General features: G+C 40.7%; 15 protein-coding genes. 12 read left to right on the top strand and 3 right to left on the bottom strand.

Going from position 1 to position 25,236, the window contains the following annotated elements; translation table 11 throughout:
• On the bottom strand, nucleotides 1-840 hold an 840-nt coding region (locus H1P_RS33845; RefSeq protein WP_144875928.1), incomplete at its 3' end, for an MFS transporter.
• Nucleotides 841-980: 140 nt separating this feature from the next.
• Nucleotides 981-3,503: a TonB-dependent receptor domain-containing protein gene (locus tag H1P_RS33840; protein ID WP_144875926.1), complete on the bottom strand. Its 2,523-nt coding sequence runs from the start codon at nucleotides 3,501-3,503 to the stop codon at nucleotides 981-983.
• 696 nt (nucleotides 3,504-4,199) lie between these two features.
• Between H1P_RS33840 and H1P_RS33835 the strand changes: the two genes are divergently transcribed.
• The 9 genes from H1P_RS33835 to H1P_RS33795 all read left to right on the top strand — a co-directional run bounded on the left by H1P_RS33835 (nucleotide 4,200) and on the right by H1P_RS33795 (nucleotide 20,367).
• Nucleotides 4,200-4,469 (top strand): acyl carrier protein, encoded by a 270-nt coding sequence (locus tag H1P_RS33835; protein ID WP_144875924.1) that lies wholly within the window; start codon nucleotides 4,200-4,202, stop codon nucleotides 4,467-4,469.
• Nucleotides 4,406-4,852: a holo-ACP synthase gene (locus tag H1P_RS33830; RefSeq protein WP_144875922.1), complete on the top strand. Its 447-nt coding sequence runs from the start codon at nucleotides 4,406-4,408 to the stop codon at nucleotides 4,850-4,852. Before H1P_RS33835 ends, H1P_RS33830 begins: the two co-directional genes overlap by 64 nt.
• 11 nt (nucleotides 4,853-4,863) lie before the next feature.
• Complete coding sequence (locus H1P_RS33825; RefSeq protein WP_144875920.1) at nucleotides 4,864-6,429, top strand: benzoate-CoA ligase family protein; 1,566 nt, start codon at nucleotides 4,864-4,866, stop codon at nucleotides 6,427-6,429.
• A 207-nt stretch (nucleotides 6,430-6,636) separates the two neighbouring features.
• Nucleotides 6,637-7,962: a salicylate synthase gene (locus H1P_RS33820; protein WP_144875918.1), complete on the top strand. Its 1,326-nt coding sequence runs from the start codon at nucleotides 6,637-6,639 to the stop codon at nucleotides 7,960-7,962.
• Nucleotides 7,963-7,972: 10 nt separating this feature from the next.
• Complete coding sequence (locus H1P_RS33815; protein WP_144875915.1) at nucleotides 7,973-8,416, top strand: holo-ACP synthase; 444 nt, start codon at nucleotides 7,973-7,975, stop codon at nucleotides 8,414-8,416.
• Between the two features lie 193 nt (nucleotides 8,417-8,609).
• Nucleotides 8,610-10,127: a 3-oxoacyl-[acyl-carrier-protein] synthase III C-terminal domain-containing protein gene (locus tag H1P_RS33810; protein ID WP_144875913.1), complete on the top strand. Its 1,518-nt coding sequence runs from the start codon at nucleotides 8,610-8,612 to the stop codon at nucleotides 10,125-10,127.
• A gap of 50 nt (nucleotides 10,128-10,177) precedes the next feature.
• On the top strand, nucleotides 10,178-13,666 hold the full coding sequence (locus H1P_RS33805) for a non-ribosomal peptide synthetase (protein ID WP_144875911.1): 3,489 nt from the start codon (nucleotides 10,178-10,180) through the stop codon (nucleotides 13,664-13,666).
• Between the two features lie 30 nt (nucleotides 13,667-13,696).
• Nucleotides 13,697-19,504 (top strand): type I polyketide synthase, encoded by a 5,808-nt coding sequence (locus H1P_RS33800; protein ID WP_144875909.1) that lies wholly within the window; start codon nucleotides 13,697-13,699, stop codon nucleotides 19,502-19,504.
• A 65-nt stretch (nucleotides 19,505-19,569) separates the two neighbouring features.
• Complete coding sequence (locus H1P_RS33795; RefSeq protein ID WP_222427388.1) at nucleotides 19,570-20,367, top strand: DMT family transporter; 798 nt, start codon at nucleotides 19,570-19,572, stop codon at nucleotides 20,365-20,367.
• Between the two features lie 79 nt (nucleotides 20,368-20,446).
• Here H1P_RS33795 and H1P_RS37955 read toward each other — a convergent pair whose 3' ends face one another.
• The gene (locus H1P_RS37955; protein ID WP_222427387.1) at nucleotides 20,447-20,659 is read right to left on the bottom strand and encodes a hypothetical protein; all 213 of its coding nucleotides are present in this window, start codon (nucleotides 20,657-20,659) and stop codon (nucleotides 20,447-20,449) included.
• Between H1P_RS37955 and H1P_RS33790 the strand changes: the two genes are divergently transcribed.
• From H1P_RS33790 to H1P_RS33780, 3 genes are read left to right on the top strand one after another with little or no spacing between them, the layout of a single operon-like run.
• On the top strand, nucleotides 20,648-21,532 hold the full coding sequence (locus H1P_RS33790) for a 3-hydroxyacyl-CoA dehydrogenase family protein (protein WP_144875907.1): 885 nt from the start codon (nucleotides 20,648-20,650) through the stop codon (nucleotides 21,530-21,532). The genes H1P_RS37955 and H1P_RS33790 overlap by 12 nt on opposite strands.
• Before the next feature lie 19 nt (nucleotides 21,533-21,551).
• Nucleotides 21,552-21,800, top strand: a complete 249-nt coding sequence (locus tag H1P_RS33785) for an acyl carrier protein (protein ID WP_144875905.1) — start codon at nucleotides 21,552-21,554, stop codon at nucleotides 21,798-21,800.
• 10 nt (nucleotides 21,801-21,810) lie between these two features.
• Nucleotides 21,811-25,233 (top strand): non-ribosomal peptide synthetase, encoded by a 3,423-nt coding sequence (locus H1P_RS33780; RefSeq protein WP_144875903.1) that lies wholly within the window; start codon nucleotides 21,811-21,813, stop codon nucleotides 25,231-25,233.
• The last annotated feature ends 3 nt before the right edge of the window (nucleotides 25,234-25,236 follow it).

Below are 25,236 nucleotides of genomic sequence, written 5' to 3'. Positions count from 1 at the left end.
ACAACCTCCAGCAATTAGCAATCTTTTGCGATCTAAAAAATTAACTGTCAAACCACCAACCAAAGCTCCCAAAGTTCCCACGCCATAACTGACAACTCCCAACAGCAAACCTATTTGCGTCGTGGATAAGCCTAAATCCACTAACAAAGGGCGAAACATAGTAATTGCCATACTCGAACCAGTAGTATAGGTGGCCAAAACTGCTAGCCATAACCATAATTCCCGACGACCAAAAAAATCACCCAAGTCGCGCCAAATAGGAGGTGTTTTCCCTGGTGGTTTGACTCTCACTTGTTCCTGATGGAGTAAGATTGGCACTAGAGAGATTACCATGATTAAAGCGATCGCAAACATGGTATTCTGCCAACCAATCTTATCTAGTAAAATCAACATTCCACCACTACCAATTACCGCCCCTAAATAGTGACCGCTAACTTGAATACCATTGCCTAAACCCCGTTCGGTAGGAGAAAGTAAGTTAACCGCCATCGCATCAGCTGCAATATCTTGGCTAGTACAAAAGAAACACATTAAAAAACCAATTATAAGCAATAGGTTGAGGTTTTGCGAACTATCAATAAAGGCACAAAAAACGGTTAGTAAAGATACTATCAGTTGAAATAAGACAATCCAGAAGCGATAGTGTCCCCAACGAGTAAAGCCATAGCGATCGATTAAGGGCGACCAAAGAAACTTAAAGACAACAGGTAAAATTAATAAGTTAACTAGGGCGATCGCTGATAACGAACTTCCCTGCTGACGCATATATACTGGCAATGCTTCATAGAAAAACATCAAGGGTATATATTGAGAGATATACAGGCTGGCAAGTAGCCCCATTTTTGAACAACGGAGTTGGTTGATTTTGTTCAATTGATTCCTCACAATTATTTATGAATTATTCTCATTAAGAAAATCATAAAATCATCAGACATAATTGCTTACACATTACTTTATTAGTAACAATCGAGCGTAAATTCTTAAAACTTAGCTTTTACTTGTAGTCCATAGGTTGCGGGAGAACCAAAAGTACCAAAATCGCCAAAACCAATATCCTCAAAGGCAGTAGTAATATATTCGCGATCGAAGATATTGTTAGCAAAGAAATAGACTCCATTATTGCCAAATTCATAACCCAAAAGAGCATTGACTATGATGTAGGGTTCAGATTTAAGGGTATTTTCCTCATTAAAAAAGGTTGCGCCACTGCCGACAAGTTCAACTCTGCCTACGATTCCCTGTTTTGCGCGATACTGCATTGCTACGTTAAAGGTATAACCAGGAGTAAACAATAAATTATTATCACTAAAATCTTCTCCTGTAATAGAATTAGTGAATTCAGTAAAGTCGGTATCCACAAAGCCCAATCCTGCCAGAATATCAAAACCGTCAAATGGTGTTGCTTTTAACTCAAATTCTGCTCCAGTAATTCTCGCATCTGCATTATCAGTTCTTTCTGGCAGTAAAAATTGATTGGCAATAACTACCTGAAAATCATTGATATCGTGTTGAAATATTGCTGCATTGAACACCAAACGGTTATTGAACCAAGATGATTTAAGACCCAGTTCATAATTCCAAGAACGCTCTGCATCAAAGCTTAAGACTTCTTCACTATCATTATCCGCTGCAAAATTGACTCCAGCAGGTCGATATCCTGCTGTAATACTGCCATAAGCCATCACAGTAGGAGTGATTTGATATTCAACGGCAAATCGAGGTAACAAAGCATTACTATCCGACTCAATATCTTCGACGCGGAAATTTGGGAAAACCGTTCCATCTGGAGTCGTCAAGATATTTTCCAAAAAATCAAGCTCCGCATCGTTAGATTCATAGCGCAAAGCAACAGTCAGAGTCAGAGGCTCTATCGGTTTGTAGTCCACTTGTCCAAAAGTAGCAATAGTGGTTTCAGAAGTGTCACTATTTCTGAAGATTGAGCTACCTGGAGACAGCTCAAATAAAGATGCAGCATCATCTCCCACAATAAAACCATTGTCTCTAGCTTGGAAGTCTCGCGATTCAAAATACCCTCCAATCAGCCAGCGTAATTTTTCAGCCTCAGCAGGAGACTGTAAGCGTAATTCCTGACTAAAAATTGTTGAATCAAATTGATTGGTAACCGAGCCCCCGTCAAGGGCAGTGTAGTCTAGATCTGTCTCTTGATCTACTAGGGAAAAACGCCGTGAGCTAATAGAAGTAAAGCGAACTTTAGCACCACTATAGGATACCTTGAGGGCTTGAGTGTTAGCACTAAAATCATTAAAACCATTGACATCTTGGTCGGTGGTAAAGGGATCGTCTCTTTGTAAGGGGATAAAAGGTGCGCCTCCATCTCGATAGTCTTCAAAAGAACCGTTTAAAGTTATTTCCCAATCTTGGTTAGGAGTCCAGAGTAGTTTGGCTCTTCCATTGCCTCCAGATTGGTCATCGACAGTATTATCTTGGGCAGTGTTTTCGATAAAGCCATCTCGCGAACTATAACCCCCTGATAAACGTAGGGCTAATTTATCTTTAACTATTGGTGCGCTGAAGCTTGCCTGACTTTGAAAGTTATCAAAATTACCATAGCTAATATCACCCAGAAATTCTAATCGATCGCTAGGTTGGCGAGTAATAATATTGACTGCTCCTGCGATCCCACTTCGACCATAGAGAATATTTTGTGGACCTCGCAAAATTTCTACTCGTTCGAGATCGACCAAATTTTGATCGAGAAAACCACCATAGTCATAGGGAACATCATCAATATAGAATGCTACTGCGTCACGACTAGTGAAGTTAAAGTTAGAAAACCCCCGCAAACTGTAATAGAGGAAATAGCGACTGCCTGACGCATCTAAGATTGAGAAGTTGGGGGTACTATCAGATATACCCCTTAGAGATTGAATATTACCGTCTGCTAACTGCTGTTCATCTAAAGCCGTAATACTCAAAGGAACTTCTTGTAAGCTTTCTTCGGTTCTCTGGGCGGTGACTACAATGTCGATTACTTCGTCTGTTTCGGCTTGCTCTCCAGCCTCGGAAGATACGCTTAAAATTAAATCTTTAGAAGAGGGAACTACCTCTGCGGAGGGGGTTTGTTGTTCTCCTGTAATAGTTATTTGAATACTGTTAGCGTCTATTTGAGTTACGCTAATTTCACCGATCCCTGCGGTGGGATTTGTTTCTTGAAATTGGTCTCCTTGAGGTAGAGCTAAGGTTGCATCCAAGATATCAATAATCAGTTGATTTCCTTCTGGCAGAATTAAGGGTACTAGTGTTTGTCCTATCTCGGTTTCTAAAACGATCTCTAACCCTTCTGCTGTTTGTCTAAGCTGTACCCCTGTAACTTCAGTTAATTCTCCGCGATCGCTTTGCACTAGCAAATCACGGGCGGATCTATTGTGGTAAAGTTTATCGGCTGTTTCTGGAATTGCTTGGGCTTCGACCGTCGTAAATAGTGAAAGAACTATAATGCAGATCGGAGCAAAACCATGATAGAAATAATAATTTAGCTTCATTTTTGTTTGATCTTTAGCTAGACGCAATAATGTAATTCCCAAAACAAATTGAAAGTTCGGTGTTGGTGAATTATGGTGTGCTTCTCTGGGTGAGCAATCTCGTTCAAAAAAGAGTAGAGATGATTTTAAATGCTAAATATTCCTAATAAAGAATGTATCGATCTCCAAATTCAATTCGACGATCGCAGCAAAGGACTCATCACGATATCAAAACAATATTTCCTTAACAATTAAGAGGTTGTTTATTTTTGACTTGCAACAAAAAAACAATCCGTTCCATGATTAAAGCTAACGCTAGCAAAGGAAATATTAGCAAAGGAACACTTACTATACCCCCTACTATCCAGAGATTATCAATTGACATGAATTTATCTGAGCTTATTAATGATAATAGTTACCATTATCTTCCAACAATATCATACTTAATCAGTAAAAACACGCAATTTAATTTAAAGTTTTAAGAATCAATTGTCTATTTTTATATAGTTCTTAGTACTACATTTTGCCTTATGGAAAGTAAATTACAATTTATATTAAGAAACTTATGTTTTTAATTTGATATCAAGGAAAAAATATGTTACTAGTAAGTTAAGTTGGTTTTGAGAAAGAATATCAATAAGGCGATCGCCCGAATTAAGACACAAAACTATTATCAGTAACATAAATCACAATTAAGTTGTCCAAGAATTCTGCTCAATGAGTATTGAAAAGGTAATGAGTAGTCTAAGGACGATACTCATAGATCTAGGTATACCAGAAGAGCTAATTGACTTAGATTCCTATTTATATCAAGATCTACAACTAGATTCCCTTGAAATAGTTGAACTTTCTTTAGCACTCAAGCGACAGATGGGAATCAAGGTCAAGTTAGAAACTCGTCAGGATAAAACCCTAGCTGAAGTATGTTCTTTAATCGAGTCAGCTATATCTACAAAAATAGAGGAAATAGATGTAATGTCACCATAGAAACTGAAGCCAAAGGTCTGGGAGTCGATTTAGTCTCTGTAACTAGAATTGCCAAATTAATCGCTGGTCACGATCTTGAGACTTTACAACTCGTATTTACTAACAAAGAAATAGATTATTGTCACGGGGCGACTGATTCTATATATTCTTATGCTTTGTGTTTTGGAATTAAAGAAGCTGTTGCCAAAGCTCTAGCTACGGGGCTAGTAGGAATAGATTGGAATGAAATAGAAGTAGATTTGACTGGTACGGGAAAGTGGGTCTGTCTTCAAGGAAAAGCCAAAATTCAAGCTAAGAAACTAAATATACAGCAATGGCACGTAGACTGGTGGCGATTGGACAACCATCTGTTAGTAAACGTTATAGCCACTAGTAAGAAATAGGGCATTTTTTCATGAGAAGTACTATCAATGAATTACCTAATACCTTTAATATTGCAGCTTATTTAATCCAAGAGAATCTTAAACAAGAAAGCAACAATAAAATTGCTTTTTATTACAAAGAACACACCTATACTTATGGTCAAGTAAGTAATCTAGTCAAACGTAGTGCCAGACTACTCTCTGGACTAGGAGTTAAACGAGAAAATAGAGTCAGTATACTCTTAAACAATCGACCAGAATGGATCTTCTATTTTTTGGGGGCAATCTGGTTAGGAGCTATACCAGTACCAATTAATCCTGGTTGTTCAGTTGAAGATGTTAACTATATCCTTCAAGATTCTCGCAGTGTAATTTTACTAACCAGTCAAGAGTGGCAAATGAAGCTGAGTCCTTTAACCTCAGATTATTTGTATCGTGTTTTGCTGGTAGACGGGCAAGAATCATTTATCTCTTTGTTAAGTTGCCAGTCAGAATTAAACAACTATGCCCAAACATCCCCTGATGAAGCAGCCTTTTGGCTTTATACTTCAGGAAGTACAGGCAGACCAAAAGGTGTTATCCATGCTCATCAAAGTATTACCTTCTGTGCCAGCCAGTATGGTCAGGAAACTCTGGGTTTAAATCAAAGAGATATTACATATTCAGTGGCTAATATGGCTTTTGCCTATGGTTTGGGTAATAGTCTCTATCTGCCAATGGCGATGGGTGCAGCGTCCGTGATATCTGAAGCCAATAATGTCTTTGATATTATTGAGGATATTAAACGCTATCAACCAACAGTTTTCTTTGGTATACCTAGTGTTTATAGCAGTATTTTAGAGCTAGAAGAAATTGCTAGTTTTGATGCCTCATCTCTGCGTTTGTGCGTTTCAGCTGCCGAACAATTACCAAAAAGTATCTGGCAAAAGTGGTTTGATACTCACAGCTTGGAAATTTGTGAAGGAATTGGTACAACAGAATTTCTTCATGTATTTCTCTCTAATCAACTAGGTAAGTCCAAACCAGGTAGTTCTGGTCGTCCTGTCCCTGGCTATGAAATCAAGATTATCGATGAGAATGGTCTTCCTTGTTCTATTGGAGAGATTGGAGAGTTACAGGTTCAGGGAGCAAGCCTAATGCTGGGGTATTGGAATCGACTTTCAGAGACTCGCAAAGCCGTCTTTGGCAGTCAAATGAAGACTGGAGATCGCTATAGACGAGATCGAGATGGATTTTTCTGGTTTATGGGACGCAAAGATGAATTATTTAAAGTTAATGGACAGTGGATTTCTCCTTTAGAAATCGAAGGTGTCTTATATCAACATCCCCAGGTGCGTGAGGTGGCGGTGATATCAGAGTCTAACGATGGTCAGCACTTAACCGAAATCATTGCCTATATTAGTCTGAAAGAAGAAGAGCAATTATCTCTGAAGTTAGAACGTAGCATCTATCAGTTTGTCAAGCAGCATTTGCCCCATTTTAAAGCACCGAAACGAATTTACTTTTTAGCTGAATTGCCCCGTACTCCTACAGGAAAAATTCATCGTCAATTATTGAAAAACAAATCGTCAGATTTACCCTTAGTGATGACTAGTTAACTAGGGCGTGTCATCAATTAGAAAAAAAGTGCTTTTTTCACTCTTTTAACGACCTACTACGTCTAAAAATAACCTCCGTAGCTCTGCTATGCAGAACATTTTTCTCCTTGTATCTCGCTAAAATACCTTCAAAAGCATCATTCCCTCCAAATGATGACACACCCTAATTGTCAGTCTGAAAATTCGAGATAAAGAGGAAATTAATTAATGGTATTAGAGTTTAAAGCTGCAATCAAATATCGTGAAACTTTTGTTCCTGGGAAAAGAGAACCTTTAACTGTATTAAATAATCTCCTGCAAGCTGGGATTATTAGCAAATATGTATTCTATGAAGATCGAGATGAGGTGCGAATTGCAGGTAATGAACTAGCAAAAGTATTAGTAACCAAGGAACAAGTTTTACTTGAGGGGATCGAACAATCAACCACCGAAATAGTCAACGATCCCCTAAAACAGGTAGAGAAGTTGTTAAATTCTCTATCCTTAGAAAATTGGACAGCTTATGGCTATGTGGCTTTTGACTTAGCTCGTTTCTACTCATCTTATAGTAAGTCGATCGCCGAACCACTTTGTTATTTTTTAATTCCTGAAACAGAGTTACACTTTACCAAAGAAGGAGTGCGGATTAAAACTACTCAATCATTGGAGCAAGTTAGAGAACAATTATTTGTTGATTCACAACTACCCAGTTATACATCAACATCTCTAACTATAGATGAAAGCGATCGCGAACACTACCAAAACATCGTCAGTGAGATGATTGAGGCAGTGCAACAATCTTACTTACATAAGGCGATTATTTCTCGTCCTCGTCAGATTCTTGGTCAGTTAGATGTTTTGGGAACTTATACGATTGGCTCTCAAGCTAATAACGCTGCCCGATCCTACTGTTTAGATTTGGCAGACGTGCAAGCAGTGGGTTTTAGTCCTGAAACCTTAATGGAAGTAAATGAAGAAGGTTTTGTGACCACCAACCCCTTAGCAGGAACTAAACCCCGTGGTGCAAGTATCGAAGAAGACATCAAATTTAATAACCAACTATTTACTGATGCTAAGGAAGTAAAGGAGCATTCCTTGTCAATTTGGTTAGCGCAAAATGAAATTGCTTCTGTATGTCTGCCAGAAACAATTCAAATTTTTAACTTTATGGAGGTCAAAAAATATCGTTGCGTTCAACATCTATCCTCTAGGGTAGGGGGTCAACTTCAGTCAGATAAAACCCTTTGGGATGCTCTAAAAGTTCTATTTCCAGGAATTACGGTTTCAGGAATTAACAAATACAAAGCCTTAGAATGGATCGATCGCTTAGAAAATGAACCAAGAGGACTTTATGCAGGGGCTATTGGTTGGGTAGATAGTCGGGGTAAAGCAGATCTGGCTCTTTCTTTACGGTCAGTTTATCAGTATGGCGATCGAGTTTGCCTGAATGCAGGAGCGGGAATTATTGCCGAATCAGTTCCTCAAAATGAATATATCGAGTCCGTCAACAAGATGAACACGATGTTAAATAATTTGGTGCTTACAACAAAGTAGTTATCTTGAGATGATTATAGATATTCAACGTCAGATATATCAGAGTTTATCTAAAAGTCAAGCCCAAAACCTTGGAGTTGTTGGTCAGGGTATTTATCTAGTTGAAATTGATAAATTTCAAATGCTAAGAAATATCTTAGGCGAATCTTTCGAGCAACGTTGTTTTACTGAGGGTGAAAGAGGTCATTCTTTTTCAGGAACTCGCCGTCTTCAGTTTTTTGCAGGTCGTTGGGCAGCAAAAGAAGCAGTAGTTAAAGCAATGGAACGCTCAAGAATACCCGAAAATTCTTGGCTAGAAATTGAAATTCCTAAAAAAGCTACAGGAGAACCATCAGTCCTATTGACTGGAGAAGTTAAAACCATTGCTCAACAACTAGGTATTAAACGATGGCTTTTAAGCATTAGTCATACTTCATCCTATGCAGTAGCTAGTGCGATCGCTCTTAGCAGCTGATAGCTAGAAAATAATATCCTCAATGTCGCTTCTAGTTTTGGTGATGAAGAACAAAAAAGATTTCTCTTCTGGGTCAAAAGTTCCCATAAATCATCAGTTAAAAGGTTTTTTGACTACAACATAGATGATTTAGTGGCTACGTTCCCTACTGCCAATCGATAAACATACTAAGCTAATTAAGCTAAATTAATCTATGGTTTACTATCAAGCAGGAATTAGCTCCCTGGCAGTTTGTTTTCCGAAAACAATCCGTACTAACGACTATTGGCAGCAAAAGTATCCTGAGTTAGTGCCTCCACTCCGTAAGAAACGAACAGCCAGAAATAAATCTACCCTTGAATTTGGGGAATTGGATATTTGGTCTCAGGAAGTTGCACCCTATTTAACCGATCCCTTTCGGGGTAATGTAGAGCGTAGAGTAGTTGATAACAATGAATCTTCTCTGACATTAGAATATGGTGCAGCTCAAGATGCACTAAATGCAGCTCAACTTTCTCCAGAGCAAATCGATCTCATCATTGTTAGTTCTTTATTTGGGAAACAATCTATTGCGGGAAATGCTGTTCATCTCGCCGATAAGTTCAACTTGAGTATTCCAGCTTGGAATTTGGAGTCTACTTGTTCTAGTGCTTTAATTGCTCTCCAGAATGCCTGTGCCTTAATTAAATCAGGGGAGTACACTCGAATATTGGTAGTTACTTCTCATCTTGGTTCTTATGCAGTAGATGATCGGGACACTCTGGCTTGGTCAATGGGGGATGGTGCAGGAGCTTTAATAGTTGAGAAACTCGAACAATACCATGGCGTTCTGGGAACAAAGATTGTCAATACCGCCTCTACCTGTGGTGCTTATACTCAGGAAATGATGGTTGATAGTGAGGGTATACAACGTATCTCTACCCGCACAGGAGAGAATGCGAGTATGATAGCTTTAACTGCCGTTGATTTTGTGCGTACTTGTTGTCAGGGTGCTGCGGGAGTTGCGGAGGTCAGTTTACAAAACATTGACTATTTTGTTTTTAATACTCCTACAGCTTGGTATGCTAGTGTATGTGCTAAAGCTTTAGGTATTGGGCCAGATAAGGTAATTAATCTTTATCCTCGTTACGCTAATATTGGCCCAGTATATCCCATTGCAAATCTTTATCATGCAGCATTAAGCAAAAAAATTAAGGCTGGCGATCTTGTTTTAGTTTATAGTAACGGTGCAGGAGCTACTGCTACCGCCCACATCATGCGCTGGGGTAATGTAAACTTAGGCTCAATTCCTGCTGCTCCTATCAGGGTTACACCAGAGCAAGAGCAGATCGTCACAACTTTATCCGAAAAATCTGCTTCTGAGATCTCCTTGGAAGTCAAGAATAATCAATTCTCCCAAGAGCAAATTTTAGCTGTTAAACCAGAAGAACGACGGCAACTTTTAGAAACATATGTATTGCAAGTATTAAGCGATTTACTTCAAGTTGACAGTTTTCAACTGGACTCACAACAATCTTTAAGTCACTTAATTGATTCTTTAATCGCTTTAGAGTTAAAACGCAGAATTGAAAACGATCTCAAGATTTCAGTACCAATGAAAGAGTTTTTTCAAAACGATCGCCTAGAACAATTAATTGATTTCTTATTAGTTCAATTGACTATTACTAGCTTAACTACCCCGTCATCTGTCACTGAGGAAAAAGGAGAAAATATCCAAGAATTTGTGCTGTAGTTCCTGTTTTCTATATCGATCGCTTTACAGAATTATGAGGAGAGTTAACTTTGAGTTTATCTGAGATATTATTACAACTGGCAGAGCAAGGAGTAAAGTTAAATATAGACTCCGAAGATCCTAATCAATTAAGAATTCTTGCTCCCCAAGGTGTTCTAAACCCAGAATTACAGCAAGTTTTATTAGAGCAGAAATCAGCTATTCTCTCTTTATTAAAAGATCGGAAAACTGAAACGGGGATAAATCAACTACCAGAAGTTGTTCCTTGTCCTCAGCAAAATCATCAGCCTTTTCCTCTAACTGATATCCAGCACGCCTTTTGGGTAGGTCGTAGTGGGGTGTTAGAACTAGGCAGTGTCTCTAACCACGGCTATTACGAAATTGAAGGTGATGACCTCGATCTGACCCGACTCGATCGGGCACTAGTACGGTTAATTGCCAGACATGATATGTTGCGAGCAGTAATATTATCTGACGGACAGCAGCAAATTCTAGCAACAGTACCTGACTACGAGATAAAAATTCTCGATCTGAGCGCAGAAACACCAAAAGTAATTGCTCAACAGTTAGAAGAAATTCGTAGTTGTCTCTCCCATCAAGTATTACAGGCAGATAGTTGGCCTTTGTTTGAATTTCGGGCAACTCTGTTACCAAACCAAAAGGTGAGATTGCACATTAGCTATGACCTGTTAATTTTTGATGCTTGGAGTTTATTTCTACTGTTTGACGAATGGTTTAAACTTTATCAACAGCCTGAATATGTCTTACCTCCTCTAGAACTAACCTTTAGAGATTATGTCATGGGAGAGCAGGGCTTACCCCAAACAGAGCTTTATCAGCGATCGCAAGATTACTGGCTGGCACGGTTAGATAATTTATTCCCTGCACCAGACTTACCTTTAGTTAAAAATCCTCAAGAGCTAGAAGATTATCGCTGTCGTCGTTATGAAAGTCGGTTAGAACCTGTGAATTGGCAGCAGTTACAACAGCGAGGTAAAAAAGCTGGTCTAAGCCCTTCAGGAGTATTATTAGCTGCTTTTACAGAAATATTGACATTATGGAGCCATAACCCTCAATTTACTGTTAATCTAGCTTTATTTAATCGTTTACCTCTACATCCTCAAGTCAATCAGATATTAGGTAACTTTACCTCCGTAACTCTATTAACGGTTGATAACTCTGCCAAAGAATCCTTTAGCGATCGCGCCAGACGTATACAGGGTCAATTGTGGCAAGATTTGGAACATCGTTATTTTAATGGGGTAGAAGTAACAAGAGCCTTAAATCATCGGCAGCATAGTACACCCAAAGCAATGCCAGTAGTCTTTACTAGTACTTTAGGTTTAGAGGCTTTAGGACAAGAAACCGCTACTTTTAATCATTTTGGTGAGTTAGTTTATGCTAGCGCACAAGCTTCACAAGCCTGGATGGATATTCAAGTATGGCAAGAACATGGTGCTTTAACATTTAACTGGGATGTAGTGGAAGAATTGTTCCCTAAAGGGTTAATTGAATCCATGTTTCAATCCTATTGTCAGTTACTTAATCAACTGGCTACAGAGGAAGCAGCTTGGAGTGAAACTAGCCGACAATTATTACCAACAGATCGACTAGCTACTATAAATCGGCTTAATGCCACAGCTTTTCCCATAGCTGACAAATTACTGCATAGCTTATTTATAGATCGGGTAAAAAATCAAGGTCAAGATTTAGCGGTAATTGCTGGCGAACATACCTTTACCTATCAGGAATTATCTTATCGGGTTAACCAACTGGGCTGGTGTCTGCGAGAGATGGGAGCTAAACCCAACCAGCTGATTGGAGTAATGATGGAAAAAGGATGGGAGCAGATTGTAGCCGTAATGGGAATTTTAGCTTCTGGAGCAGCCTATGTACCCATCGACCCTGGACTACCCAAAAAACGTCGAGGATATATACTCAAAAATAGCGGAGTCAAAATTGTCCTGACTCAATCTTGGCTAGAAAGGCAATTAGCTTTACCTCCAGAGATGAACTCGATTAACGTTGACTACCAAGATGGGAAAAACTCAAACAATCAGCATCTTGAGCCAGTTCAAACCCCTGAAGATTTGGCTTATCTAATTTATACTTCTGGTTCTACAGGAACACCCAAAGGAGTTCGGATTGACCATCGCGGTGCAGTCAATACCATTCTAGATATTAATCAACGTTTTGGGATTAATCAAAGCGATCGCCTTTTAGCATTATCTTCTCTTAGTTTTGATTTATCAGTCTACGATATTTTTGGTACTTTGGCAGCAGGAGGTACGATTGTTGTTCCCCAAGCTTCTAGGAGTAAAGACCCCTCTCACTGGCTAGAGTTAATTTCCCAACACCAAATCAGTATTTGGAATTCTGTACCAGCCTTAATGCAGATGATGGTAGACTATGGTGGTGACGAAGCTCAAGTATTGACTTCTCTAAGATTAGTATTACTTAGTGGGGATGGAATTCCCTTGAACTTACCAACCAAGATTAAATCTTTAGTATCAGATATTCAGGTAATCAGTTTAGGTGGTGCTACAGAGGCTTCAATTTGGTCTATCTTCTATTCCATTGAGAAAGTTGAATCGACCTGGAATAGTATTCCCTATGGTCGTCCTCTAGCCAATCAGCGTTTTTATGTCTTTAATCATATATTAGAGCCTTGTCCAACTTGGGTAATAGGACAGCTTTATATTGGTGGTGTGGGATTAGCTCAAGGTTACTGGCGAGATGAGGCTAAAACCGCAGCTAGTTTTATTAATCATCCTGATACGGGAGAACGATTATACCGTACAGGAGACTTAGGACGTTATCTGCCAGATAGCAATATTGAGTTTCTTGGTAGGGAAGATTTTCAAGTCAAGATTAACGGTCATCGTATCGAGTTGGGAGAAATAGAGACGTTACTAGAACAGTATCCAGGAATTGAGCAGGCATTAGTTATCGTAGTTGGTAAACAACCTCAAGACAAGCGTTTAGTAGCATATATTGTAGCTTTACAGTCCATTGATGATAGTGAATTACGGGGTTTTTTGGGCGATCGCTTACCTGACTATATGCTGCCTTCAGCATTTATTATGCTCGATCAATTGCCCCTATCTGCTAATGGCAAGATAGATCGTAAAGCACTACCCTTACCAGAAAATTTCTTCTCAGAATTAACAGTTAACTATTTAGCACCACAAAATGAACTAGAACAAACTATTAGTAACATCTGGCAAGAGGTTTTAAGTTTAGAAAAAGTCGGTGTCAATCATAACTTTTTTGAAGCTGGAGGTAACTCATTACTTATTACATCGGTTTATAGTCAAATCAAAAATATTTTACCTAATTACATCGAATATATTTCCCTTTTTGACTTGTTTAAATATCCTAGTATTCGAGAATTAGCAACTTACTTATCCTTATCTCAAAAGAAAGATTTTAATTATTCCTTAGATACCAAAGTCGATCTTACTAAAAAGCTAGATCGAGCCAAAATGCGAGTCAGACAAAAACTGCAAAAATCTCGAACAATCAGAGCCAATAAATAATAACTATCATTTAATAATTTAAATACCATCATGACAGTACAGCAAAATGGTTTAGAAGTAGCAGTCATTGGTATGGCTGGACGTTTTCCAGGCAGCAAAAATATCGAACAGTTTTGGCAAAATTTGACAGCAGGAAGGGAATTTACTTCTGTTTTTGACGAAGAGAGTACTCCAGAACAGATTAAGGCTGCTGCTTTACTAGAAGATGTAGATCGATTTGATGCTTCCTTTTTTGGCATTAATCCCAGAGAAGCTGAGATTATGGATCCTCAACACCGTATATTTCTAGAGTGTGCTTGGTCAGCATTAGAGAATGCGGGGTACGATACAGCCAGGGAAGAGCGACCCATTGGAGTATATGCAGGAGTGGGTACTAGCACTTACTTACTCTACAATTTGCTTCCCAATAATCTCAATCAAACTATGGGATATTTTCCTACCCTGCTAGCTTCAGACAAAGATTATGCACCTACCCGTGTCTCTTACAAACTAAATCTTAAAGGGCCTAGCCTCAGCATCGGTACAGCCTGTTCTAGTTCCCTTGTTGCCGTCAATCTCGCCTATCAAAGTTTACTTGGTGGAGAATGTGACATGGCTTTAGCAGCGGGAGTTTCCATTAAAGCTCCCCAAAATGCTGCTACCCTTTGTCCAGAAGGAGTATCTACTGACGGACATTGCCGAGCCTTTGATGCTCGTGCCAGTGGAACTATTGGCGGTAATGGAGTGGGAGTAGTTGTCCTCAAGCGTTTGGCAGATGCGATCGCCGATGGAGACTATATATATGCAGTAATCAAAGGATCTGCCGTCAATAATGATGGAGCGGTCAAAGTTAGTTATACTGCCCCCAGCGAAAAAGCTCAAACTCAAGTAATTCAGACTGCCCAATTAATGGCGGAAGTTGCCCCAGAAACTATTACCTATGTAGAAACCCATGGCACGGGAACTATGATGGGCGATCCAATTGAAATTGCTGCTCTTAAACAGGCTTTTGCCACTGACAAAAAGAATTATTGTGCAATTGGTTCGGTCAAAACAAATCTGGGACATTTGGATGCAGCAGCAGGAATTACTAGCTTTATTAAGACAGTTTTGTCCCTAGATCGTCAGTTAATTCCCCCCAGTATTAATTTTGAAACCCCATCTCCCCAAATTGATTTTGCCAATAGTCCCTTTTTTGTCAACACTGAGTTGTCTAAGTGGGAAGCTAACGGTACTCCCCGCAGAGCAGGGGTAAGTTCTTTTGGTTTTGGCGGTACTAATGCCCATATTGTCCTCGAAGAAGCACCCATAGGGGAGCAGAGGAGCAGAGGAGCAGGGGAGCAAGGGAGAAAATACAATTTGCTTGCCCTTTCAGCTAAAACTAGTTCTGCTTTAGAAACTGCTACAAATAATTTAGCCACATACCTCCGAGAACATCCCGAAGTTAACTTGGCTGATGTAGCTTATACTCTCCAAGTTGGTCGCCAGAACTTTCCCCATAAACGGGCTGTAATATGTCAAACTGTTCAGGATGCTATTCTTGGCTTAGATGACCCCAAAAGAGTCCTAACTAACTGTCAAGCAACTGATAAAAAAGCGATCGCTTTTCTCTTTACAGGATTGGGAACTCACTATGTTGGGATGGCACAGGAACTTTATCAACTAGAGCCAGTATTTAAAAAAGAAGTAGATCGTTGTTGTCAATTACTCGAACCACTTTTAGGTCTAGATCTTCGGGGAGTTATTTATCCTCAGCAGGATGCTAAATCAACTGCTACCTCAGCCAAGGCACAGAAAATTGATTTACGCCAAATGCTGGGACGCGATCGATCGGAAGCAGATCCCGCAGCAGCTAAACTCAATCAAACCCACCTAACTCAGCCGGCTATTTTTGTAATTGAGTATGCTTTAGCCCAACTGTGGAAATCTTGGGGCATTAGTCCCAGTGCCATGATTGGTTATAGTATTGGAGAATATGTAGCAGCGACTATTGCGGGAGTATTTTCCTTAGAGGATGCCCTGACTCTCGTTGCTAAAAGAGCCGAAATGATTGCTCAACTACCAAAGGGAAGTATGCTAGCAGTGCCTCTGACGGAGTCAGAAATACTACCCTTACTTAATGAGCAGTTATCCCTCTCTGCGGTCAATGGTTCTAATCAATGTGTAGTAGCAGGAACTTCAGAAGCGGTCAATAAGTTAGAAGAGCAGCTAGTTAGACAAGGAATGGCTTGTCGGCGTTTGCAAACTTCCCACGCTTTCCATTCACAAATGATGGAAGCCATTGCCACTCCCTTCAAAGAACTAGTTGCTGGTTTCCAGCTTAATCCACCTCAAATTCTCTATTTATCCAATCTAACGGGTACTTGGGTTACTCCAGAACAAGTCACTAATGCTGATTACTGGGTACAACATCTATGTCAACCCGTGCGCTTTGCTCAGGAGGTGCAGGAGCTATGGCAGCAGCAACAGCTAATTATGTTAGAAATTGGTGCGGGACAGACTTTAAGCAGCTTGGCTTTGCAATGTTTAGATTCAGTTCCTGCCAGCGATAAAATTGCCCTTCCTTCCCTGCGCCATGCTTTTGAAGGACAGTCTGATTCTGCCTTTATCCTCAATACAATTGCTCAATTGTGGCTCGCAGGAATAGAGATTGACTGGTGGGCATTATCCGCCCAGCAAAATCGACAGCGAGTACCTTTACCTACCTATCCTTTTGAAGGACAACGTTATTGGATCGATCCTCCCGCAGCCGATCTAGGGACTAGCAGAGTAAACACCCCAGACTTATGGCAGTCTTTAGTCACCACCGCTCAAAATCAGGCGATCGCTGGATTATCTCAACTCGATCGCCAACTACACGAAATCCAGCGACAGAGTTTAGATCGATTGTGTATTGCCTATATCAAAAAAACTTTTAAGGATCTAGGATTGTTCCAGGGAGAGCAAGATAAATATTCCCTGGCGGAATTAATCGAGCAATCCCACACTGTTCCTCGCTATCAAGAATTATTAGCGCGTTGGCTGGATATCTTAGTCCAACGGGAAGAACTCCAAAGAGATGAAGCGGGTAACTTTAGCCAATTAAAGGTAGAAACAGAATCAATCTCTGACCTAGTAAAAGATGTTCAAGAAAAGTCCGCAGGAGTTTTAGACCTAGAGTGGATCGATATTTATCACAACTATGGTGTCAACCTACCCGTAATTCTGACAGGGGAGCGACAACCCTTAGAATTTCACTTTTCGATGAATTTACAACAAGAAGGATATACCTTACCAGAGTATCCTTCAATGGATTACTACGAGCCAATTATGCGTTCTATTATCCAACAGTTAGTAAATTCCTTACCTGCAAACAGAAAACTGCGTATATTAGAGCTTGGGGCAGGAACAGGAAGTGCTACAGAAAAAATCTTACCTTTATTACCACCAGAAGCTACTGAATACACTTTTACCGATGTGGGCAGCTTTTTTATCAATCTTGCCCAAGAGAAATTCAGGGAATATTCCTTTATTGAGTATGGAGTGCTAGATGTAGAAAAATCTCCCCAGGAACAAGGATATAACCTTCATGACTACGACCTAGTAATTGCCTTTAACGTGCTGCACGTGGCTCGAAATATAGATGCGACTATCGATTATGGGCGATCGCTAATAGCTCCTAAAGGTTTACTACTATTGTGGGAGATTACTAGAGAAAGATTAGAAGCAGACATTATGGATGGGGTCTTGATGCAGCCCATTGAAGATCCAGAGCAAGTTCGTAATATGGGTAATCCCTATTTATCAGCCCAACAATGGCAAGAAAAATTAATTACTCACGGCTTTTCCAAGGTTGAAGCCTTTTCTGAATTTACTGCTTTTGGCGAACATATCATAGTAGCTGAAGCAGACCTCTCAGCCTCCTCATCTGCGTTGCCAGCTTTTAGCGTACCTCAAGCTAAAGTAAATTCTAATCTAGAAAAAGCAAGTCCAACAAATCCAGGTCAGAAAAAATCAGATCTTGCTGACTGGTTTTATCTACCTTCTTGGAAGCGATCGCCTTTACCATCCAGATTACCCTCAACTGATGTCAAATGTTGGTTAGTTTTCCAAGATGATTCTGGTTTGGCAGCAGAAATCATCGACCAACTAAAGGAGCGAGATAATAAACTGGTTATCGTACGTTCGGGAACAACTTTTGACCAGTCGGGCGATCGACAACGCACCTATACAATTAATCCTCAAAGCCAAGCTGACTATCAAACCCTAGTAGCAGAACTACTCAAGCTAAATTTATTACCCCAAAAGATCCTTCATTGCTGGAGTTTAAATAATCCCTCCGACCCATCTAAGGCAGACGAATTAGGATTTTATAGCTTACTATTTCTCGCCCAAGCATTAGGCAAACAAAATCTGACAGAGCGGATGGAAATTAATCTAATTTCCCAAAACTTACAAGAAGTAGTAGGAACAGAAACTTTAATTCCCCGCAAAGCCCTAGTCATGGGTGCTGTTAAGGTGATTCCTACCGAATATCCTCAGTTTTCTTGTCGCAGTATCGATGTACAGCTAACTAATTCTGCTAGCAAACAGCTAATTGCCGAGCAATTAATCACTGAATTAAATTGTCCCATTGTCGAATCAACTATTGCCTATCGCGGTCAACATCGCTGGGTACAAATCTTTGACCCAGTTAAACTCACTCCTCAAGTTGAAGACACTTCCCTACTGAGCCCTCAAGGAATTTATCTAATTACAGGAGGCTTAGGACGTATTGGTTTAGTCGTAGCCAAATATCTCGCCCAAACAGTAGGAGCAAAACTAGTGCTGACGGGCAGATCGGAATTTCCGCCAGCAGAACAATGGTCAACCTGGTTAAATCAGCACGATGAAGCAGATCTTGTCAGTAGCAAAATACGACAGCTAAAAGAGATTGAAGGATTGGGGGGAGAAATCTTTATTGCCCAGGCTGATGTTAGCGATCTCAGTTCAATGCAGACATTAGTAGCCAGAGTAGAAGAACAATGGGGAAAGATTCAGGGGGTAATTCATGCTGCTGGCATTCCTGTCCCTGGAAAAATTCAAGACAGAACTCCCGAGGTAATTAAATCAGTCTTAGCTGCCAAAGTAGAAGGAGTCACGGTTTTAGAGCAGGTGTTACAGTTAACCGAGCTAGACTTTTTCCTCTTATTTTCTTCTCTTAGCTCTGTCTCTGGTGGCTATGCAGTGGATTATGTAGCAGCTAGTCACTTTTTAGATACCTATGCCAATTACTGTCGGAGTAATAGTTCTCATTGTCCTTTAACAGTAGCGATCGATTGGGATACTTGGCAAATGGCACACCAAGCCAATATTCCCGCCGAACTACAGTTATTTTACGAACAAAACCAAAAAACCAATATTACTCCCGAAGAGGGAATCAAAATCTTAGAGCGTATCCTCAGCCAGCAATTTCCGCAAATCCTAGTTTCACCCAAAGAGCTAGAGTTTGCCATTCAACAACATCGCTCTGCTCAAAAACTAGAGAGTGGTACGGAGATTAATCCCACTCAAAAATCATACCCCCGTCCCAATCTTCGCAATGCCTATGTCATGCCTAGTAATGACACCGAAAGTGCGATCGCCAAAGTGTGGCAGAAATTCCTTGGTATCGAAGCCATCGGCATTCACGATAATTTCTTCGCTTTGGGTGGAGATTCCTTAACTGGAAGTATCTTGATTAACCAATTGCGAGATGACTTTCAACTAGAACTCCCCGTGCGGAGTCTGTTTGAATCACCTACCATCGCCGAATTAGCCATTCTCATTGAGAATCTGCTGATCGCCGAATTAGAAGCCCTAGACGAAGACGAAGCCAAATCCCTGATCCAGCAAGCCTGATAGTTTATGTGGGAGAGACAGAGATACCCTTCCCTTCTACCAAACTTCCATAACTCCAAAAGCCCATGATTAATCAACTACCTTTCCTACTTGCCCTGCTCTCTGCTGCCCTTTTTGGCTTATCTACCCCTGCCAGTAAATTGTTGCTCGAACCCTTATCACCTTTCCAGTTAGCAGGGATGTTATATCTGGGGGCAGCGATTGGGGTAGTACCCTGGTTAATCAAAACGAGAGTATTATTTTTTCCCTGGCAACTAAGTCGCCGAAATAGATTGTATCTTTTAGGCGCGATCGCCAATGGCGGAATTTTAGGTCCTGTATTTCTCCTCTTGGGATTAAAATTAGCTTCTGCTGCTTCTGCATCCTTGTGGTTAAACCTGGAATTAGTTGCCACTGCCATACTGGGCTATTGCCTGTTTAAAGACCATTTGGGTCGTATTGGTTGGCTGGGGGTCGGAGGGTGTTTTTTGGCTGCCAGTTTGCTTTCTTGGGGAGAAGGTAGTGCGGGTATCAGAGCAGGTCTACTAGTGGCTTTAGGCTGTATTTGTTGGGGATTTGACAACCATCTAACAGCCTTGATTGATGGCATTCCCCCCGCTCAAAGTACTTTTTGGAAGGGCATAGTTGCAGGTTGTATCAATTTAACCATTGGTATGGTCTTAACTCCTCTAACGGCTACCCCAACTGTAATTGGTTGGAGCTTGGTTGTCGGTATCTTAGCTTATGGCTTGAGTATTGTCCTTTATATCACCTCTGCCCAGGATTTAGGGGCGACTCGTTCCCAATTAATTTTTGCTTGCGCACCTTTTTTTGGGGTAGTCTTTTCGGCGATCGCGCTGCAAGAACAAATTACCTTCATTTAACTAATGGCGATCGCTATCAAAATTAGATCTATCCTAGCTCTATTCCAAGACCAACATATCCATAGCCATCAGCACCAAGTCATGAATCATCAACATTTACATCGTCATAACGACAAGCATCACAATCATCATCGCGATCGCCCTCAAGATTCTTTGTCCAACGTCCATTCCCACTGGCACGAACATCAGGCAATGGCTCATACCCATCCACATCTCCCCGATCTGCATCATCGGCACAATCATGACTAACATTTGTAAATTTCTCTGAGTTACTATCATTATGAAAATTCAATCAGTTGGTGTTATTGGTGCAGGAACAATGGGCATTGGTGTTGCCCAAAATCTAGCCCAAACAGGTCATCAAGTTACTTTAATTGATATATCCGAGCAGATTTTAGAACGGGCCCAAGTCGAGATCCGTCATGGTCTGCGCCTACAAAACTTTTTTGCTACTCGTGCTGGCAATACTACAGAAATTTTGGCTCGGATTAATTTTTCTACTGACTATCAGTTATTAGACCAAGCTGAATTCGTGGTGGAAAACGCTACCGAAAAGTGGGATATCAAACAAAATATTTATCATCAAATAGACCGCATATGTCCTCCCAAAACTATCTTTGCTGCTAATACTTCGGCAATTTCGATCACTCGCTTTGCAGGCAATACTAATCGCCCCGACAAAGTAATTGGGATGCACTTTATGAATCCCGTCCCAATCAAACCAATGGTGGAATTAATTCGTGGATACCATACCAGCGATACCACTATAGAAACTGCCCAAGAATTTCTAACCCAGATGGGTAAAGATTCCATCGTCGTTAACGATGCCCCTGGCTTTGTGACTAATCGAGTGATGATGTTGACCATCAATGAAGCAATTTTTATTCTTCAAGAAGGAACAGCTTCCGTATCAGAAATTGACAGGCTCTTCAAAGGTTGCTTTGGTCATAAAATGGGCCCCTTAGAAACTGCCGACTTAATTGGATTAGATACGATTCTCTATTCGATCGAGGTTTTATACGACAGCTTTAACGATGGTAAATATCGCCCCTGTCCTCTCTTGAAAAAAATGGTAGATGCGGGCTTACACGGTCGTAAGAACGGTCGTGGTTTTTATAACTACAGCCAAACAGCCAAAGTAAAACAAACAGTTAAAGTAGCGTAATTTTATCAAGGACAAAACCATGACAGAAATCAAAGCGAAAATCAACCATTTTCTGGCAGATTATTTTGAAGATCGCCAGCTACAGGAAGACGAGGACATCTTTGCATCGGGCTTTATTAATTCAATGTTTGCCATGCAGCTAGTTTTGTTTGTCGAACAAGAATTTGAAGTAACCATTGAAGATGACGAACTAGACTTCGATAACTTTAGAACCATCAACGCGATGGCAAATTTACTAGAACGTAAAAAAGTCGCCCTGAGTAATTAGATCCTCCACTATGTCTTCATCAGAAACCAATCTTATCCGCAAATCTCGGCTTTCTTTGGCAAAACAACAACTCCTCGCCCAAAGATTGCGGGGAGAATCAACATCTGCAACGGCTAAATATCCTTCTGTCATCTCTAGGTTGAGCGATCGCCAACAACCTTTTCCCCTAACTGATATTCAACAAGCGTATTGGGTTGGTCGTCAGGGAGGCTTGGAGTTGGGTAATATTTCGACTCACGGCTATTTTGAGATTGAAACCCAGGACATCACAGTAGCCCAATTTGAACGGGGATGGCAGCAATTAATCCAACGTCATGAGATGTTACGGACAATCTTTCGTCCCGACGGGCAACAGCAAATTCTAGCTGACGTACTAGATTACCAGATTTCCTTTCAAGATCTTCAGGCAGAAAACTCAGAGACAATTGAGGCTTGTTTGCATCAAATTCGCCAGCAGATGTCCCATCATGTATTCACTCTCGATCGCTGGCCCCTATTTGAAATTCAAGCCCTGTGCTTGGAGGGGAACAAAGTAAGATTTTGCTTTAGTTTAGACGTCCTAATTGCCGATGCTTGGAGTTGCGAACTTTTATTTGCGGAACTGGGGGACTTAATTAAACAACCCGATCTTGCTTTGCCTCCCCTAGAATTATCTTTTCGCGATTATGTTTTAGCAGAACGAGATTTTCAAGATTCCCCCCTCTATCGTCGCGCCCAAGATTATTGGCACGAACGTCTAGATGAGATTCCTCCCGCCCCCAAATTACCATTACAAAAGAGCCTGCAAGAAATTGCCTCTCCTCATTTTGTCCGTCGGGAAAAAAAACTTAGTGCTGCTACTTGGCAACAACTCAAACAACGCGCCCACCAGGTCAATTTAACACCATCGGGAATTTTATTGGCAGCTTTTGCCGAAATATTGACTATTTGGAGTAAAAATCCTCGATTTACACTTAATTTGACTCTTTATAATCGTTTGCCTTTACATCCAGAAGTTAATCAAATTGTGGGAGATTTTACTTCCGTAACTTTATTGGCAGTTGATAATTCGGCAAGAGATTCTTTCACTGCTAGGGCAAAAAGAATTCAAGAACAATTTTGGAACGATCTCGATCGCAGTCACTACAGTGGAGTCAAAGTTATTCGAGAACTAGCGAAAAGGCAACAGTGTCCCGCAGCAGCTTTGATGCCAGTTATTTTTACAAGTACTCTCACCAATCAAAGTTTAACCCGCGAAAATGCCGAACCCAGTCAGGATAGTTATAACCGAGATATGCTCAAAGGGTTGGGAAATATGGTCTATATGATTACCCAAACTCCTCAAGTTTATCTCGATCATCAAGTGTTCTTCAAACCCTCTGGGGAATTGGTGCTGAATTGGGATTGTATAGAGGAACTTTTTCCTGAAGGGCTTCTAGATGAGATGTTTGCAGCCTATGGCACTTTGCTGGAAAAATTAGCCACCGAAGATGAGGTTTGGCAAGCTAAAACTATTCAGCTATTACCCCAGCAACAGTTAGAACAGCTAGCAAACTTTAATCAGACAGAAGCACCCTTTAAAAAAGAAGATACTCTATTACATAGTCTATTTTTTGAACGAGTTCAACAACAACCAGAAGCAACGGCGGTTATAGCTGGCGATCGCACCTTAAGTTATCAAGAAGTGAGCGATCGCGCCCTGCAATTGGGCAGACAACTAAAAGACTTGGGAGCAACTCCGAACCAACTGGTGGCAGTAGTCATGGAAAAAGGTTGGGAACAAGTAGTAGCTGTTCTGGGGGTTCTCGCTTCTGGTGCAGCCTATGTGCCTATAGACCCTAGTTTGCCTTTAGAACGTCGTGAATATCTCTTAAAACAGGGATACGTCAAGATTGTCTTAACTCAAGCAAAACACAACCGCTCTTTAGAATGGTCGGCAGGACTTAAACGTATTTGCGTTGATACTCTCGAATACTCTCCTTTGGCTCAATTACCAGAATTTGTGCAGCAACCAGGAGATATAGCCTATGTAATCTACACTTCTGGTTCAACGGGAATGCCTAAAGGGGTGACGATCGATCATCAGGGGGCAGTTAACACTATTGTTGATATTAACCAACGTTTTGCCATTAATCAAAGCGATCGTCTTTTGGCATTATCTTCCCTCAGTTTTGATTTGTCAGTCTACGATATTTTTGGCACTTTAGCTGCGGGGGGAACAATTGTCATTCCCCCCGCAGAAAGAATCAAAGATCCCTCTCATTGGTTAGAATTACTGCTGCAACATCAGATAACCATCTGGAATACTGTGCCAGCCCTAATGGAAATGTTAGTGGAATATGTCGCAGCTTCTTCAATTCCCGTTAGTTCTCTCTTACGGTTAACCTTGCTGAGTGGGGATTGGTTACCTCTAGATTTACCAGATCAAATCACAGAGCTGTTTCCCCAGACAAAAGTAATCAGCTTAGGCGGAGCTACCGAAGCATCTATTTGGTCGATACTTTACCCCATCACCAAAGTTGACCCCGACTGGAAAAGTATCCCCTATGGTCGTCCGATGGCAAATCAAAGGTTTTATGTGCTAAACCAGGCATTTAAACCCTGTCCGTTATTTGTACCAGGACAGCTTTATATTGGTGGTATAGGATTAGCTAAGGGTTACTGGAAAGATGAAGCTAAAACCAATGCCAGCTTTATCATTCATCCTGATACAGGAGAACGGTTATATCGTACGGGAGACTTAGGACGTTATCTGCCAGACGGTAATATTGAGTTCCTCGGTAGAGAAGATTTTCAAGTTAAGATTAACGGTCATCGCATCGAGTTAGGAGAAATCGAAACAGCGATCGCTGCTCATCCAGAGATCAAAGCAACGGTGGTAACAGCAATAGAAACATCGCCCAAGAATAAGCAATTAGTAGCCTATTTGGTAGCTCATCAGGAGTCAGTCAAAGAATCTAAACTTACTGACGAATTACGGCAATTTTTGCTAGATAAGCTACCTGCTTATATGATGCCTTCAGCTTTTATCTTTTTACCCAGTTTTCCCCTCACTCCTAACGGAAAAATTGACCGCCGACAACTACCAAAACCTGAATCAAATCCAGCAAAAATCCCCCAAGCTTATGTCGCTCCAACTACCGAATTAGAAACCAAATTAAGTCAGATCGTCCAGAATATCTTGTCATTAGAGCGAGTAGGTATTTACGATAACTTCTTTGACTTGGGCGGAAATTCCGTCCATCTGGTGAAAACCCACATTCAAATAAGGGAATTAATCAAGCGGGATATTCCTATTGTGGAAATGTTTAGATATCCCACCATCAGTGCGTTAGCTCAATATCTCAACCGTTCCTCACCAGAATCAAATGCTGGCTACGAAAAATTAACTAGAGCTAAGCAGCGTCAGCGACTACAGCAGCGTCGTCAAAAACAGTCACCAAAACGTAGATAAATA

This window comes from Hyella patelloides LEGE 07179 (assembly GCF_900659865.1).
Lineage (GTDB): Bacteria > Cyanobacteriota > Cyanobacteriia > Cyanobacteriales > Xenococcaceae > Hyella > Hyella patelloides.
The sequence above is the reverse complement of the archived record's forward strand: the minus strand, read 5'-3'. Positions and strand labels throughout refer to the sequence as shown.